This window comes from Streptomyces sp. NPDC051243, from assembly GCF_044455405.1.
GTDB lineage: Bacteria > Actinomycetota > Actinomycetes > Streptomycetales > Streptomycetaceae > Streptomyces.
The window spans coordinates 56,673-71,851 of sequence record NZ_JBITES010000009.1 but is presented as its reverse complement, the minus strand read 5'-3'; the positions used below and the strand labels follow the sequence as shown (position 1 = coordinate 71,851).

The window sequence follows — 15,179 nt, the reverse complement described above, 5'->3', positions numbered from 1 at the left end:
CCCCGGTCCGCGCGCACCCGCAGCGACGCGCGGACCGGGTTGCCACAGTCTGTTTGTGTCGCGGCTGACGGTTGTGTGTGGCTGGTCGCGCCCACGCGGCGGAGCCGCAAATCGACACAGTCCCGCGCCCCTGAAAGACAGGGCGTAGCTGTTGCCCCGTGTTGTACCGGGACCGGTATGACACCTGCCGTTCATCCCATTCCGCGGGGAACGTTGGATTCCGCGAGCACTCTCCCCGCGTGAGACGTATCGCAGGAATCATCCTCGCGGTGTTGCTGATCGGTGGCGTGGTGGCCGCCGTCGTCGCAGGCCGCAGCAACGAGGAGACGGGCACGGCAACGAAGACCGTGCAAGCGGTGATCGGGTCGGAGAAGGCCGAGTTCTTCGCCGATCCCGACGTGGTGAAGGCCCTCGCCGCCAAGGGCTACACCGTGAAGGCCGAGACCTCCGGGTCGTGGGCCATGGAGGGGCTGGACCTCAAGGGCTACGACCTCGCGCTGCCGTCGAGTCAGGCGCCGGCCGTCGAACTCGCCGCGAAGTACAAGGTGACGGGCACGCTCCCCCGCCCCTTCTACTCGCCCCTCATCGTCGTGGCGCACCGGAACGCCGCCGAGGTGCTCGCGGCGAACAAGCTCGCCACCCTGGACACCGAGCACCGCGGCACCTTCAAGATGGCCGCCTATCTGGCCGCCGCCCGCGCCGACCGCACCTGGCAGCAGCTCAAGGGCGCCCAGAAGTACGGTGAGTTGACGGGCACCCTGTACCTGTCCAGCACCGATCCCGAGACCTCGAACTCCGGCGCCCTGTATCTGGCCGCCGCCTCCTATGTCGAGAACGGCGGCAAGGTGGTCGCCACCGACGCCGAGATCGGGCGCACGGCACCGCTGCTGCAGAAGCTGGTCCGTGTGCAGGGCGCCCAGCAGTCCAGCAGTGACGCCGTCTTCCGGGACTTCGTCAGCGGGGCCGGCAATCCGCTCGTCGTGGTCTACGAGTCCCAGGTCGCCTCCCTGCCGGCTCAGGGACAGCAGCCCGACGACCTGGTCGTCCTGTACCCGGACACCACGGTCAACAGCGACCACACCGTCGTACCGCTGACCGACGACGGCAAGGCCGTCGCCGAACTCCTCTCCCAGGACAAGCGGTTGCGGGAGCTGGCGGCCCGGCACGGGTTCCGGCCGCAGGGTGAGGCCGCCGAGTTCGCCTCGGACACCACCTATCTCAAGCAGGAACTGACCGGCGTCCACCAGGCGGCCGTGCCCACCTCCGGGGTGCTGCACGAGCTGGCGCGACGGGCGCGCGGATAAGGGGGGAAGCAGTACATGAGCAACAGCGACGACACCTTCGTCCTCACTCCGCCCGAGCCCGTGGCCACCGTGCCGCGCGAGAAGGCCGGCGGACTCGTCCCGGTCGATGACGGCGTCCGTACCGACATGGCCAAGAAGGCCTCCGCCTACGTCGAGGGACTCGCGGCGCTCGACGCCCGCTCCCCCCAGTTCGCCGGCAAGGTCGGGGAGATCACCGCCCTGGGCGCCGGCGAGATGCGTACCGCCGCCGCCCAGTCCAACCGCATGCTGGAGCGGACCATCCGGAGCCTGCCCGACAAGGGCGGGGACGCCCAGTCGCAGGTCGCGGGCTCGCTCGTCGAGCTGCGGCGGGTGGTGGAGGACCTGGATCCGCGGGATCTGCCCGCTTCCAAGGGGCGCAAGTTCCTGTCCAGGCTGCCCGGCGGCAACAAGCTGCGCGACCACGTCGCCAAGTACGCCTCCGCGCAGGGGACCCTCAACAGGATCGTGGGGTCGCTGCGGGGCGGGCAGGACGAGTTGCGGCGGGACAACGCCGCCCTGCAGACCGAGCGGGTGCGGCTGTGGGAGAGCATGGGCAAGCTCCAGGAGTACGTTGTCCTGACCGAGGCCCTGGACGTCGCGGTCGAGCAGCACATCGCCCAGGTCGCCGACCCCCAGCAGGCCGACAGTCTGCGCGCCGACATCCTCTTCCCGGTCCGGCAGAAGCACCAGGACCTGCTCACCCAGCTCGCGGTGTGCGCGCAGGGATACCTCGCCATGGACGTCGTACGCCGTAACAACGAGGAGCTGATCAAGGGCGTCGACCGGGCGGCGACCACGACCGTCTCGGCCTTGCGCATCTCCGTGATGCTGGCCTCCGCCCTGGACAACCAGAAGAAGGTCGTCGAGCAGGTCAACGCCCTGCGCGGGACCACCGAGGACCTGATCCGGGGCAACGCCGAGATGCTCGCCACGCAGAGCGGCGAGATCCAGCGCATCGCCGCCGACCCGGCGGTGGGAGCGGAGACCCTCCGCAACGCCTTCCAGCAGATCTACCGCACGCTCGACGCGATCGACACCTACAAGGTCCAGGCGACCGAGGCGATGGCGACGACCGTGGAGAACCTGACCGCCGAACTGCAGCACGCGAGCGCCTACCTGGAGCGCAGCCGTTCGCAGGGCGCGCTGGAGGGTGGGCTCGGATGAGACGCCCCCACGGCCGGCGTCTGCTCGCCGCCGCCCTCGCCGCACTCGCCCTGCTGACGGCCTGCACCTCGCAAGAAGCGGGCAACGAGCCGGACAACGCCCCGCAGCCCGGCACCCTGCGCGTCCTCGCCTCCAGCGAGCTCAGCGACATGAGCCCGGTCCTCGACCGGATCGCCGACGACACCGGTATCAAGGTGCGGCCCACCTACATGGGCACCCTGGACGCGGTGGAACTGCTGGCGAAGGGCAAGGCGGACGGGCAGTACGACGCGCTGTGGCTGTCCTCCAACGACTATCTGCGGCTGCGGCCGGAAGCCGCGAAGAAGGTCGTGTCGGAGACCCCGGTGATGTCGAGCCCGGTCGCCATCGGGGTCAGGACCACGGCCCTGGGCACGCTGGGCTGGAAGCCGGACGACGTCACCTGGTCGCAGGTCGAACAGGCCGTCCAGGACGGCCGCCTGACCTACGGCATGACCGACCCGGCCCGCTCCAACTCCGGCTTCGCCACCCTCGTTTCGGTGGCCTCCGCCCTCTCGGACGCCCAGTCGGCCCTGACGGACGCGGACGTCGACAAGGCGACGCCCCGCCTGAAGGAGTTCTTCAAGGGGCAGAAGCTGACGTCGGGTTCGTCGGGCTGGCTGGCGACGGCGTACAAGCGGCGCGGGAACGTCGACGCGCTGCTCAACTACGAGTCCGTCCTCGAGGGCATCCCGGGCCTGACCGTGATCCGCCCCAAGGACGGCGTCGTCACCGCCGACTACCCGCTCTCCTCCCTCGCGTCGACCAGCGCCGCCACCCGCGACGACGTCCGCCGCGTCACCGAGGCCCTGCGCACCGAGGACGTCCAGCGGCTGATCACCGACCGCACCCATCGCCGCCCGGTCGTCGCCTCCGTCCCGCCCGCGTCCGGTCTCGACCCCGACCGGCGTCGCGAACTGCCCTTCCCGGGCAGCCGTTCCGTCGCCGACGGCCTGCTGGACTCGTACGAGAACGAGCTGCGCCGCCCGTCCAGGACGGTCTACGTCCTCGACACCTCGGGCTCGATGGAGGGTGACCGCCTGGAGCAGCTGAAGCAGGCGCTCACCGACCTCACCGACGACTTCCGCGAACGCGAGGAGGTCACGCTGATGCCCTTCGGGTCGGACGTGAAGAGCGTGCGGACGCATGTCGTGGAGCCGGCCGACCCCAACTCCGGGCTGGCGGGGATCCGCGAGGACACCGAGGCGCTCACCGCCGAGGGCGACACCGCGATCTTCACCTCGCTGGAGAAGGCGTACGACCATCTCGGCGCCGGACGGTCCCAGGACACGTTCACGTCGATCGTGCTGATGACGGACGGCGAGAACACCGCCGGCGCCGAGGCGGCCGACTTCGACTCCTTCTACGCCGGGCTCGACCGCGAACGGCGGGAGACGCCCGTCTTCCCCATCCTCTTCGGCGACTCCGACAGGTCCGAGCTGGAGCACATCGCCGAGCTGACCGGCGGCCGCCTCTTCGACGCCCAGGAGGGCTCGCTGGACGGCGCCTTCGAGGAGATCCGTGGCTACCAATAAGTCGGCCGCGAGCAGGGTGGTGGCCTACCTGGAGTCCCGCAAGAACATCGCCGGGAGCGCCTGCGGGCTGGTCGGTCTGGTGCTGACCTTCACGGGGGTGGCGGGACCGTACTGGCCCGTCGTGGTCGCGGGTCTGTACGGCGCGGGCGCGCTGATCGCCCCGCCGGAGCGGCCCGCACTGCCCGACTTCCCGGACCCGTCGGCCCAACTGGACGAGCTGCGGGGCGACTTCGAAAAGCTGCGCGGCTATCTGACGGAGATCGAGGTGTCGGTCACGGCCGCGGCCCGGCTGCGTGAACTCACCGAGCTGCTGGCCGCGTTGCTGGACCGGGGCTGGGTGGCCGAGTTGCTCGCGCACGATCCGGAGGGCGTGCATGTGCTCTCCCGGATCGTGCGGCGCGACCTTCCCGAGGCCGTCGACAGTTTCGTACGGACTCGGTGGTGGACGCGGATGTCGCCGGGCACCGAGTCGCCCGAGCTGCATCTGGAGCGGCAGCTCGGCCTGTTGAAGAAGGACGCCGAGCGGCTGGCGGCGGGTCTGCGCGAGGTGGAGGCCCGCCGCCAGGAGTCCCACACCCGGTATCTGGAGGACCGGGGCGGGACCGTGTGACCCGGTGGGTTACCGCCTGACGTAGACCGTCGCCGAAGCGGTCGACGCGGTGTGCAGGTCGTCGCCCGGCCAGCTGACCGTGTAGGTCACGTCGCGCCGGGCGCGCGGGATGTCGTTGATCGTGAAGGTGCCGTCCGCGGCGACGGTCACCGACGACAGGGTGCCGGTGCCGAGGCTGTCGGTCCGCTCGACCTTGAGCACCGCACGGTCCGGCAGTGGCTTGCCCTGCGCGGTGAAGGTGCCGGTGATCTCGATGCCCGTGCTCATCGAGGCCTCCTCGGGCGCGGTGAGCGCGATCGAGGTGGGCGCCTTGCCGACGGAGACCGTGGTGGTGACGTCGTCGGCGGGGCGGTGGGTCAGGTCGCCGAGGTAGGAGACGGTGTAAGTGGCGTCGCCGACGAGGTCGGGCTCGTCGAGGACGGTGAACGTGCCGTCGGCCTTGACGGTGAAGGTGCCCAGGTCGTGGGTGCCGTTCGCGTCGGTGCGGGTCGCCTCGACCTTCAGGGGCTCGGCGGGTGCCGGGCCGTCCTGCTCCAGCTTGCCGCGCACGGCGAGCGGTTCGCCGGCCACGGCCTGGGCCGGGCTGTGGGTGAGGCCGCCGGTGAAGCGGGCGTCGTACTGGACGGCCGGGGGCTGGATGATGTGCAGCCAGTACTGGCTGCCTGCCGCGTTGGCGGTCACCGCGAACAGCCGGGAGCCGTCGGCCGACCACTCCATGCCGCGCGGCACGACCTTGTCGCCGTCGAGGCTGCCCTCGAAGACGAACTCCAGCGGGGCGGTGGCGTCGGTCGGGTCGGCGGGCTGGACCAGCAGGTCGGGCGTGGAGCCGGTGGCCGAGGCGCCGCGCGCGATGTACTTGCCGTCGCCGCTGAAGGCGACCGAGCTGGCGGTGGCACCGGACGGGAGCGCCTGGTAGCCGGCCGCCGCGTCCGACAGGTCGTCGGTGTTCAGCAGCCGGGTGCCGGCGGTGGCGTCCGCTACGGCGACCTTGGTGCCGTCGGCGGAGAGTGCCAGGTCCTTGAGGTCCAGGGCGCCCTTGCCCTCGGCGTCGGCGAAGCGCCGCGCGGCATTGCGGACGAGGGCGCCGTCACTGGTGTCGAACACCGTGAGGAAGGGGTTGGCTGCCTTGGTGTTGAGCGGCTGGCCCATGAGCATCCTGTTTCCGGCGCCGGCCTCCAGCAGCAGATCGCCGTAGTCGTTCCAGCCGGTGCGCGTGTGCCCTCCGTTGACGATCGCGTCCAGGTTGGTCTCGGCGGTGGCGCACTGGGAGACGGAGGACGCGAGCGGTGTCGTGAAGTAGGTCTGGCCGCCGGACTGGGCGACCTCGCGGCCGCAGTAGTCCGTGTTGGCGTAGGCCACGATGGTGCGCGCGTAGGTCGTGGTGTCGTAGGCCTCGACGCGGTCGCGCAGTCCGGCGTACAGCTTGCTGCCGTCGGCGCTCACCGCCAGGCCGGAGACATGGGCCTGGTTGGTGGTGATCGTCGTCAAGCGCTCGCCCTCGAAGTTGTAGACGGCGATGGTGCCGGAGTTGAGGTAGTAGCCGACGTTGCTGTCCGCGACGAAGACCCGCTCGTGGACGTTGTCGACCGCCAGCGCCGAGTACGACGAGATCGGCAGCTTGACCACGGCGTCCGAGGCCGCCGCGTGGGCCGCGGGTGCGGCGGCGACCGTCAGGCCGGTCCCGGCGAGTGCGGCGGCGAGCAGCGTGGCCGCGAGAGGTCTGGGACGGTGTGCAGTATTCAACTGTGCCCCCCACAGGCTGAATTGAGCGGTCACTGGGGTCAGCGACGCTCCTGTGTCGAACAGGTAACAGCCGTGAAGATCGTTCGATCAAGGGGGCGCGAACGTACAAGTGAACGAAAAACAGGCGAGGGCCTGTCGTCGCGTTCCTCCCGTCGGGGCGGACGGGATCATGCGACGACAGGCCCACAGCCCCGCACGCCGTTGTACGGAACCTCGCCGGTCTGTGGTGCTGTCACCGCGGCCGGCCGTGACGATGTTGCTGGTCAGGGCACTGTCGGTTGGACCGGCCGCGGCGTCTTGGGGGGCTGCTCTCAGCCCAGGCGGCGCACCAGCGCGTCGTACTCGTCCCACAGCTCCTTCGGCGTGTGGTCGCCGAAGGTGTTGAGGTGGTCGGGGACGAGCGCGGCCTCCTCGCGCCAGATCTCCTTGTCGACGGTGAGGAGGAAGTCGAGGTCGGAGTCGGCCAGTTCGAGCCCGTTGGTGTCGAGGGCCTCCTTGGTCGGCAGGATGCCGATCGGGGTCTCGACGCCCTCGGCCTTGCCCTCGAGCCGCTCGACGATCCACTTCAGCACGCGGCTGTTCTCGCCGAAACCGGGCCAGACGAACTTGCCCTCGTCGTTCTTGCGGAACCAGTTGACGTAGTAGATCTTCGGCAGCTTGGACTGGTCCTTGTCCTTGGCCACGTCGACCCAGTGGGCCATGTAGTCGCCCATGTTGTAGCCGCAGAAGGGCAGCATCGCGAACGGGTCGCGGCGCAGCTCGCCGACCTTGCCCTCGGCGGCGGCGGTCTTCTCCGACGCGACGTTCGCGCCGAGGAACACGCCGTGGTTCCAGTCGAAGGACTCGGTCACGAGGGGTACGGCGGTGGCGCGGCGCCCGCCGAAGAGGATCGCCGAGATCGGCACGCCCTTGGGGTCCTCCCACTCGGGCGCGATGATCGGGCACTGGGACGCGGGCACCGTGAAGCGGGCGTTGGGGTGGGCGGCCGGGGTCTCGGACTGAGGCGTCCAGTCGTTGCCCTTCCAGTCGGTGAGGTGGGCCGGGGTCTCCTCCGTCATGCCCTCCCACCAGATGTCGTTGTCGTCGGTGAGGGCGACGTTGGTGAAGACCGAATTGCCCCACAGCGTCTTCATCGCGTTGGCGTTGGTGTGCTCACCGGTGCCGGGCGCGACGCCGAAGAAGCCGGCCTCGGGGTTGATGGCGTACAGGCGGCCGTCCTCGCCGAAGCGCATCCAGGCGATGTCGTCGCCGATCGTCTCGACCGTCCAGCCGGAGATGGTGGGCTCCAGCATGGCGAGGTTGGTCTTGCCGCAGGCGGAGGGGAAGGCCGCCGCCACGTACTTCGACTCGCCCTGCGGCGGGGTGAGTTTGAGGATCAGCATGTGCTCGGCCAGCCAGCCCTCGTCGCGGGCCATCACGGAGGCGATGCGCAGGGCGTAGCACTTCTTGCCGAGCAGGGCGTTGCCGCCGTAGCCGGAGCCGTAGGACCAGATCTCGCGGCTCTCCGGGAAGTGCGAGATGTACTTGGTCTGGTTGCAGGGCCAGGGGACGTCCTCCTGGCCCTCCTCCAGCGGGGCGCCGACGGAGTGCACGGCCTTCACGAAGAAGCCGTCGTCGCCGAGTTCGTCGAGGACGGCCTGGCCCATGCGGGTCATGGTGCGCATGGAGACGGCGACGTAGGCGGAGTCGGTGATCTCGACGCCGATCGCGGAGAGCTTGGAGCCGAGCGGGCCCATGCAGAACGGGACGACGTACATGGTCCGGCCGCGCATCGAGCCGCGGAAGACGCCCTTCTCCCCGGAGAAGACCTCACGCATCTCGGCGGGGTCCATCCAGTGGTTCGTCGGGCCCGCGTCCTCCTCCTTCTCGGAGCAGATGAAGGTCCGGTCCTCGACGCGGGCGACGTCGGTCGGGTCGGAGGCGGCGTAGTAGGAGTTGGGGCGCTTGATCGGATCGAGCCTGCGGAAGGTGCCCTTCGCGACGAGCTCCTCGCTCAGACGGTCGTACTCGGCCTCGGATCCGTCACACCAGACCACGTTGTCCGGCTGCGTCAGTTCAGCGATCTCGTTGACCCACGAGATCAGCCCCTGATGGTTGGTGGGAACGACGGGGGGAGCCGCGATGTCGCGCGCCACGGTTGCTCCTAAATGAGGGATTTTGTCCTGAATATGCCCTTGTATGCCCCGTGGGGGCCGCGACCCGGATGCTTCGCGAAATGGACTGCGTCTGGATCTTCCGCGCTCATCCGGTGCCGACCGCACTCATTTGATCATCCGACGGGTCTGCGCATATGTCCAGAGGGCGTCACAGGTGAGCGGCGTGAGCATCGCCACTCATCCAGATGTTTTCGATGCGTCACCACGGCTTCACCGGTGGTGTGGCCACACCGGGTACCCCGTGAGACGATGGCCACTTACGGGCCCCCATCTGACCTCTCTGACGCGTAACTTACGGTTCCGTAGGTACGATGCCCCGCATGACTGCGCCCGTCCCCGACGCGCCCACGGACAGGCCGGCCGCCGGCCGCGATTCCGACGCGCCCTCCTTGCCGCACCAGATCGCGCACCACGCGCACCAGATCACGGAAGAGATCAAGCCCAGACTCCGCGGCTGGCTGCACCTGGGCATGTTTCCGGCCGTCCTGGTCGCGGGCCTGGTCCTCACCGCCCTGGCGGACTCACCCCGGGGCCGGGTCGCCTGCGGGATCTACGTCCTCACGGCCTGCCTGCTGTTCGGCGTGAGCGCGCTGTACCACCGGGGCAACTGGAGCCCGCGCATGGACGGCATCCTGCGCCGGCTGGATCACGCCAACATCTTCCTGATCATCGCGGGCACGTACACACCACTGACCCTGCTGCTCCTGCCGGACAGCAAGGGCCGATGGCTGCTGTGGGGCATCTGGGCGGCGGCACTGGCCGGAATCGTCTTCCGGGTCTTCTGGGTGGGCGCCCCGCGCTGGCTCTACACCCCCTGCTACATCGCGATGGGCTGGGCGGCCGTCTTCTTCCTGCCGGACTTCATGCGCACCGGCGGCATCGCGGTGCTGGTCCTGGTGATCGTCGGCGGTGTCCTCTACAGCGCGGGCGGCGTGATCTACGGCATCAAGCGCCCGAACCCGTCACCGCGCTGGTTCGGCTTCCACGAGGTGTTCCACTCCTTCACGCTGGCGGCCTTCATCACGCACTACGTCGGCATCTCGCTGGTGGCGTACCAGCACGGGTAACCCACCGCACAGCTCTTTCAAGGGCCACGGCTTGCGAGCCGTGGCCCTTTTGCATGCCCTTTCCAGGCGAAGATTGACATCATCTCTCTTTTGAGAGCTACTCTCATTTCATGGACCCTGTCACTCCAGACCCTCGCCGTTGGTGGGCGCTCGGCGCCCTGGTCGCGAGCATGCTGACCCTCGGCTTCGACACGACGATCCTCAATGTGGCGCTGCCGACGCTGGCCGCCGACCTCGGCGCCGGCACCGGCGAGCAGCAGTGGATGGCCGACGCGTACGTCGTCGTCTTCGCGGCGCTGATGCTGCCCGCCGGACTGCTCGGCGACCGCTTCGGGCGGCGGCTGATGCTGATCACGGGCCTCGGGATCTTCCTCGCCGGGTCACTGGTCGGCGCGCTGGCCGGCGAGGTGAACGTGGTGATCGCCGCGCGTGCGGTGATGGGCGTCGGGGCGGCGCTGGTCACCCCGCTGGCACTCTCCGTGCTGCCCTCGCTCTTCGGCCCCGACGAGCGCACCAAGGCCGTCGGCATCGTCTCCGCCGCCTCGGCGCTCGGCCTGCCGCTCGGCCCGATCATCGGCGGCTGGCTGCTGAACCACTTCTGGTGGGGCTCGGTCTTCCTGGTCAACGTCCCGATGGCCGCGATCGGCATCGCCGCCTGCGTCTTCCTGCTCCCGGAGACCAAGGACCCCGCCTCCCCCAAGGTCGACGCCCTCTCCACCGCGCTCACCGCGACCGGCCTCGGCGCGCTGGTCTACGCGATCATCGAGGCGCCCACCCGTGGCTGGGGCGATGCGCTGGTGGTCGCCACGCTCTGCGCCTCCGTCCTGCTGATCACCGCGCTGGTGGTGCGCGAACGGCGGGTCGAGCGGCCCCTGCTCGACATGAGCCTGCTCGCCCACCGCGGCTTCCTCTTCAACACGATCGCCGCGACCCTGGTCATGTTCGTCCTGTCCGGCCTGCTGTTCGTGCTGCCGCCCTACCTCCAGGCGGTCCTCGGCCACGACGCCCTCGGCACCGGCATCCGGCTGCTGCCGATGATGGGCGGGATCCTGGTCGCCTCGCGGACCGCCCCGCCGGTCGTCGCCCGGTTCGGCGCGCGGGCCACGGTGAGCGCGGGCCTGGTGGTGCTCGCTTTCGCCGCGTTCCTCGGCAGCCGTACGACGGCCGACTCCGGCTACGGCTTCACCGCCCTGTGGCTCGCCCTCACCGGTCTCGGCTTCGGCTTCTCGCTGATGCCGGCGATGAGCAACGCCCTGGGCACCCTGCCCCGCGACCGCGCCGGCAGCGGCTCGGGCCTGCTGATGACACTGCGTCAGGTCGGCGGGGCGATCGGTATCGCGCTGCTCGGCAGCCTGCTGGCCGGTGCGTTCCGGGACCGGCTCGACATCTCCGGACTGCCCTCGCGGGCCGCCGACACCGCCGGGGAGTCCGTGGTCGCGGCGCACCTCGTCGCCGGGAAGGCGGGCTCGGCCGAACTCGCGGCCTCCGCCAACAGCGCGTACGTGCACGGCATGGGCGTCGTCCTGCTGGTGTGCGGCGTCGCGGCGCTCGTCGCCGCCCTGCTGGCGGCCGCGTTCCTGCCGGCCACGGAGCGCCCGGCCAAGGCCTCCGAGACCCCGGACATGGCTGCCGAGCAGGCCGATGCCCGACAATGACCCGCATGACACCCGCACGACCCGTCCCCCTCCCCGAAGGCCCCCAGCTGGGACTTCGTGAGCGGAAGAAGATCAAAACCCGGATGGCGATCCGTGAGGCGACGTACGCCCTGATCAAGGAGCAGGGCTACGACGCCACCACGATCGAGCAGATCGCCGAGCGCGCCGAGGTGTCGCCGTCCACGGTCTTCCGCTACTTCCCGACCAAGGAGGACATCGTCCTCACGGACGAGTACGACCCGATCCTGCTGGCGGAACTGCGCAAGCGGCCGGCGGACGAGCCGTGGATGGAGTCCCTGCGGTACGTCATGCGACTGGCCATCGGCGCCGCGACGCAGGAGGACCCCGAGGTCGTCCGGCTGCGGTCGCATCTGCTGGTCAAGGTTCCGGCGGTGCGCTCGCGGATGCTGGAGAGCATGTCGGTCACCGGCCGGATGCTCGGCGAGGCCATCGCCGAGCGCACCGGCCTGCCACAGGACAGCTTCGAGGTGCGGGTCTTCACGATGTCCCTCATCGGCGGCCTCGCGGAGATCTCCCTGTACTGGGCGGAGAACGACTTCAAGGACGACGTCCGCGACCTCATGGACCGCGCCCTGGACGTCATCGAGCACGGCCTCCCCGCGAAAGACACCTGAAGCGCGAGCCCCGGGCCGTGACATCCTGACCGGGTGAACGGTCCCGAGGTCCATGTCGAGTTCGCCCCCGAGCTGCGCTTCTTCCTGCCCAACGGACGGCGCGAGAACGGTGCCGCCCGGGTCACCGCCGACCGCGTCTCGACCCTCGGCCATGTCGTGGAGTCCCTCGGCGTCCCGCTGACCGAGGTCGGCGCCGTGGTCGTGGACGGCCGGGAGGTGCCGGTGTCGTACGTCCCGGCAGGCGGCGAGTCCGTCTCGGTACGGCCCGTCACGCGCCCCCAGCGGGTGCCCGGCGCTCCCCTGCGCTTCCTGCTCGACGTCCACCTCGGCACCCTCGCCCGCCGTATGCGCCTGCTCGGCGTGGACACGGCGTACGAGTCGACGGACATCGGCGACCCCGCGCTCGCCGCCCGCTCGGCTGCCGAGCAGCGGGTCATGCTGAGCCGGGACCGGGGTCTGCTGCGGCGCCGCGAGCTGTGGGCCGGCGCGTATGTCTACAGCACCCGGCCCGAGGAGCAGCTCCGTGACGTACTCGACCGGTTCCGGCCCGAGTTGCGTCCCTGGACCCGGTGCACCGCCTGCAACGGGCTGCTCAAGGAGGCCACGAAGGACGAGGTGGCGGACCAGTTGGAGGGCGGGACACAGCGGTCGTACGACGTGTTCGCCCAGTGCACGGCATGCGGGCGCGCGTACTGGAAGGGCGCGCACCACGAGCAGCTGGTCGCCATCGTGGAACGCGCCCTCGCCGAATACGCGGACTAACGCCGGGTCACATCACCCTTTCCGCAGGCGATTCCGTCCCGGTTGCGGTCCAGCCGCAGCGGGTCGTCCTTGCCGTTGACCTTCAGGCGGCCGTAGTCGTTCTTCTTCAGCCAGTCGCAGCGGGCCTTCGTCGTCGCCTTCACGGTCGGCGGGAAGTCCGTCGGGACGCACACGTTGGCGGAGCCGTAGTGGCGGTCGCAGCCGGAGACGGTCGGGCTGACCTTCTGCGACGTGCGCTTCTTGCCCGGTCCCGTGACCTTGCCCTTGAGATTGCCGGCGAAGTCGTGGACGTGGGGCGAGGCGTCGGTCGCGCTCAGGGCCTGCGGGCCCTGGAGGTGCACCCACTTGGCGACCGACGGGACCCCGTTGGCGTCGACCGCGAAGAGCATGTACCAGCCGGGCGGGGCCAGGTTGGGGTTGCTCGTCACGTTCAGGTCGATGTTGTTGCCGTCCACGGACAGCGGCAGGTCGACGAACCGCTGGTTGGGGTCGGAGGAGTGGGTGACGGCGGCCGGGCGGATCAGCTCGGCCTTGGCGATGGGCCGGTCGACGGTGATCCGCTGGGTGTCGCCGTAGGTCCACTCGGTGTCGATCACCGAAGTGATCGTCGGGCGTTCGCCCTTGAGGAGATAGGGCGGGGTGTAGATCGACACGTCGTGGTTCCAGGTGCCGTTGCCCGGGTTGTCGCCCGTCGTCATCACGCGGCCGTCGGGCAGGAGGAACGCCGAGGAGTGGTAGCCGCGCTCCTCCGGGTCGGGCGCCACCGGGTCGAAGGTGTTGGTCGCCGGGTCGTAGATCGACGACTCGTACACCGGGTCGGCCCGGTTGTGCAGGGCGCCGCCGGTCTCCAGGACCTTGCCGTCGGGCAGGAGTACGGCGGAGACGTACATCTTGCCCTGGTTGCCGGTCTGGGCGACCTTGCCGGCTCCGAGGTCGACGGTGCCCTGCGGGAGCGGCGGGCCGGCGACGTAGGACGGGTTGGCCTGCTTCAGGTCGATGATGTCCGTCAGACGGTTGGCGTCCGGGTTGGAGTCGATGTTGCCGCCGCCGACGGTGAGGACCTTCTGGTCCTGGGCCGGGGGCAGCAGCACGCTCGCGGACTGGTCGCGCTGGTCCTTGTTCTGCAGGCCCGGGATCTGGGTGACCGTGTTGGCGTTGTAGTCGTAGATCGCGGAGCCCGTGCCGGGGATGTTGTTGCCGAAGACATGGCTGCCGGAGTAGAAGAGGCGGCCGTCCTGCATCAGGATCATGGACGGGTACAGGCCCCAGTAGGACCAGGTCTGGTTGACCTTCCAGAGTTCGAGCCACTTCTGCTCGGCGTCCGACCACAGCTCGGCGGTGACCGAGCCGGTCGAGTCCTCCTTCAGCCCGCCGAAGGAGATGACGTCACCGTTGCCGAGGACCGTGGCCGACGGGTACCAGTGGCCGTCGTTCATGTCGTTGGTCTTGGTGTACGTCTCGGTGGCCGGGTCGAAGATGTACGAGTCCTTGTAGCCCTGGTAGCCGATCGTGCCGTCGGCCGACGGATAGCCCTTGTTGCCGCTCATCACGAGCACACGCCCGTCGTCGAGCTGGACGTGGCCGGCGCAGAACATGTCCTTGGGCGTGGGGATCTGCTTGTACGTGCCGTTCTGGGGGTCGTAGACCGCGCTGGTGAACGTGCCCGCCTGGAACATCGACTGGTCGTTGCCGGAGCCGGCGATCAGCAGCACCTTGCCGTTGTGCAGGACGACGGAGTGCATGGAGCGGACGGGGTTCTTCGTGGGCAGCACGTCCCAGCGGCCGTTCGCGCACTCCTCGGCCGTGCCCGTGCACACCGGGTCCGGGACCGGGTCGGCGACCTGGTCCATCGTGTAGTCGTCGGTGGTCACCGAGCCGGTGCCGTAGACGGAGACACCCCAGGCGATCCGGTCGGTGCCGGCGGGCACCTCGGGCGTGCGGACCGTGGCCTCGGTCCAGCTGCCCGCCATCTCCAGCGTCTTGAGGTCGGTCCAGTACTGCCAGCCCGCTGTGGGGTCGTGCCGGAAGAGGGTGACCGAGGTGTCGGGGGTGGTCGACTTGTACCAGAGCCCCAGGTCGTACTGCTTGCCCGGCGTGACGACGGGCGCGCACTCGGCGGACTCGGTGATGAGCGCCTTGCGGTCGCCGTCGACGCGGCGGGTCAGCGTGACCTTCATGGCCTTGCCGCCCGAGTGGGCGTCGGCCACCGTCTCGAAGGTGAAGTCGTTGTCGCCCCAGCCGGACTTCTTCCAGCAGTAGGGCATGCCGTCGGTGCCGGCGGTCTCGAAGCCGGGGTTCCTGATGAGGTTGGCGGCGTTGGCGGACTGGGGCGAGGTGAGGAGCAGACCGGCGGTCAGGGCCCCCACCCCGACGAGCGCGGTCCTTCTTCGGTGCTTGTTGGCGAAGCGCTTGTTCACACGGCTCTCCTTGCGGTGCGACTGCTGTGCTTACTCGGGCGCTCTCCGGGGCGCTCCAGTCGGGGTCGAGAGCCCGATCGTGCTCAGCCCTT

General features: G+C 69.7%; 11 protein-coding genes. 8 read left to right on the top strand and 3 right to left on the bottom strand.

Annotated features, from left to right (window positions below; genetic code table 11):
- Positions 1-239 precede the first annotated feature (239 nt).
- From ACIBAG_RS23420 to ACIBAG_RS23405, 4 genes are read left to right on the top strand one after another with little or no spacing between them, the layout of a single operon-like run.
- A complete protein-coding gene (locus tag ACIBAG_RS23420; RefSeq protein ID WP_399107439.1) occupies positions 240-1,304 on the top strand; it encodes a hypothetical protein in 1,065 nt (354 codons plus the stop codon).
- Positions 1,305-1,319: 15 nt separating this feature from the next.
- Positions 1,320-2,489 (top strand): toxic anion resistance protein, encoded by a 1,170-nt coding sequence (locus ACIBAG_RS23415; protein WP_399107438.1) that lies wholly within the window; start codon positions 1,320-1,322, stop codon positions 2,487-2,489.
- Positions 2,486-4,042 (top strand): substrate-binding domain-containing protein, encoded by a 1,557-nt coding sequence (locus tag ACIBAG_RS23410; protein WP_399107437.1) that lies wholly within the window; start codon positions 2,486-2,488, stop codon positions 4,040-4,042. Before ACIBAG_RS23415 ends, ACIBAG_RS23410 begins: the two co-directional genes overlap by 4 nt.
- A gap of 19 nt (positions 4,043-4,061) precedes the next feature.
- Complete coding sequence (locus ACIBAG_RS23405) at positions 4,062-4,652, top strand: hypothetical protein (protein ID WP_399107728.1); 591 nt, start codon at positions 4,062-4,064, stop codon at positions 4,650-4,652.
- Positions 4,653-4,661: 9 nt separating this feature from the next.
- Here the strand turns inward: ACIBAG_RS23405 and ACIBAG_RS23400 are convergent, their stop codons facing one another.
- Positions 4,662-6,395 (bottom strand): Ig-like domain repeat protein, encoded by a 1,734-nt coding sequence (locus ACIBAG_RS23400; protein ID WP_399107436.1) that lies wholly within the window; start codon positions 6,393-6,395, stop codon positions 4,662-4,664.
- 311 nt (positions 6,396-6,706) lie between these two features.
- A complete protein-coding gene (locus ACIBAG_RS23395; RefSeq protein ID WP_399107435.1) occupies positions 6,707-8,530 on the bottom strand; it encodes a phosphoenolpyruvate carboxykinase (GTP) in 1,824 nt (607 codons plus the stop codon).
- Positions 8,531-8,871: 341 nt separating this feature from the next.
- Between ACIBAG_RS23395 and ACIBAG_RS23390 the strand changes: the two genes are divergently transcribed.
- From ACIBAG_RS23390 to ACIBAG_RS23375, 4 genes are all read left to right on the top strand, one after another.
- Complete coding sequence (locus ACIBAG_RS23390) at positions 8,872-9,618, top strand: hemolysin III family protein (protein ID WP_399107434.1); 747 nt, start codon at positions 8,872-8,874, stop codon at positions 9,616-9,618.
- Positions 9,619-9,728: 110 nt separating this feature from the next.
- Complete coding sequence (locus tag ACIBAG_RS23385; RefSeq protein WP_399107433.1) at positions 9,729-11,273, top strand: DHA2 family efflux MFS transporter permease subunit; 1,545 nt, start codon at positions 9,729-9,731, stop codon at positions 11,271-11,273.
- A complete protein-coding gene (locus ACIBAG_RS23380) occupies positions 11,270-11,908 on the top strand; it encodes a TetR/AcrR family transcriptional regulator (protein WP_399107432.1) in 639 nt (212 codons plus the stop codon). The genes ACIBAG_RS23385 and ACIBAG_RS23380 overlap by 4 nt, the downstream gene beginning before the upstream one ends.
- 33 nt (positions 11,909-11,941) lie before the next feature.
- Positions 11,942-12,670: a Mut7-C RNAse domain-containing protein gene (locus ACIBAG_RS23375; protein WP_399107431.1), complete on the top strand. Its 729-nt coding sequence runs from the start codon at positions 11,942-11,944 to the stop codon at positions 12,668-12,670.
- Here the strand turns inward: ACIBAG_RS23375 and ACIBAG_RS23370 are convergent.
- On the bottom strand, positions 12,667-15,087 hold the full coding sequence (locus tag ACIBAG_RS23370; protein ID WP_399107430.1) for a galactose oxidase-like domain-containing protein: 2,421 nt from the start codon (positions 15,085-15,087) through the stop codon (positions 12,667-12,669). The two genes, ACIBAG_RS23375 and ACIBAG_RS23370, sit on opposite strands and share 4 nt — an antisense overlap.
- Positions 15,088-15,179 lie beyond the last annotated feature (92 nt).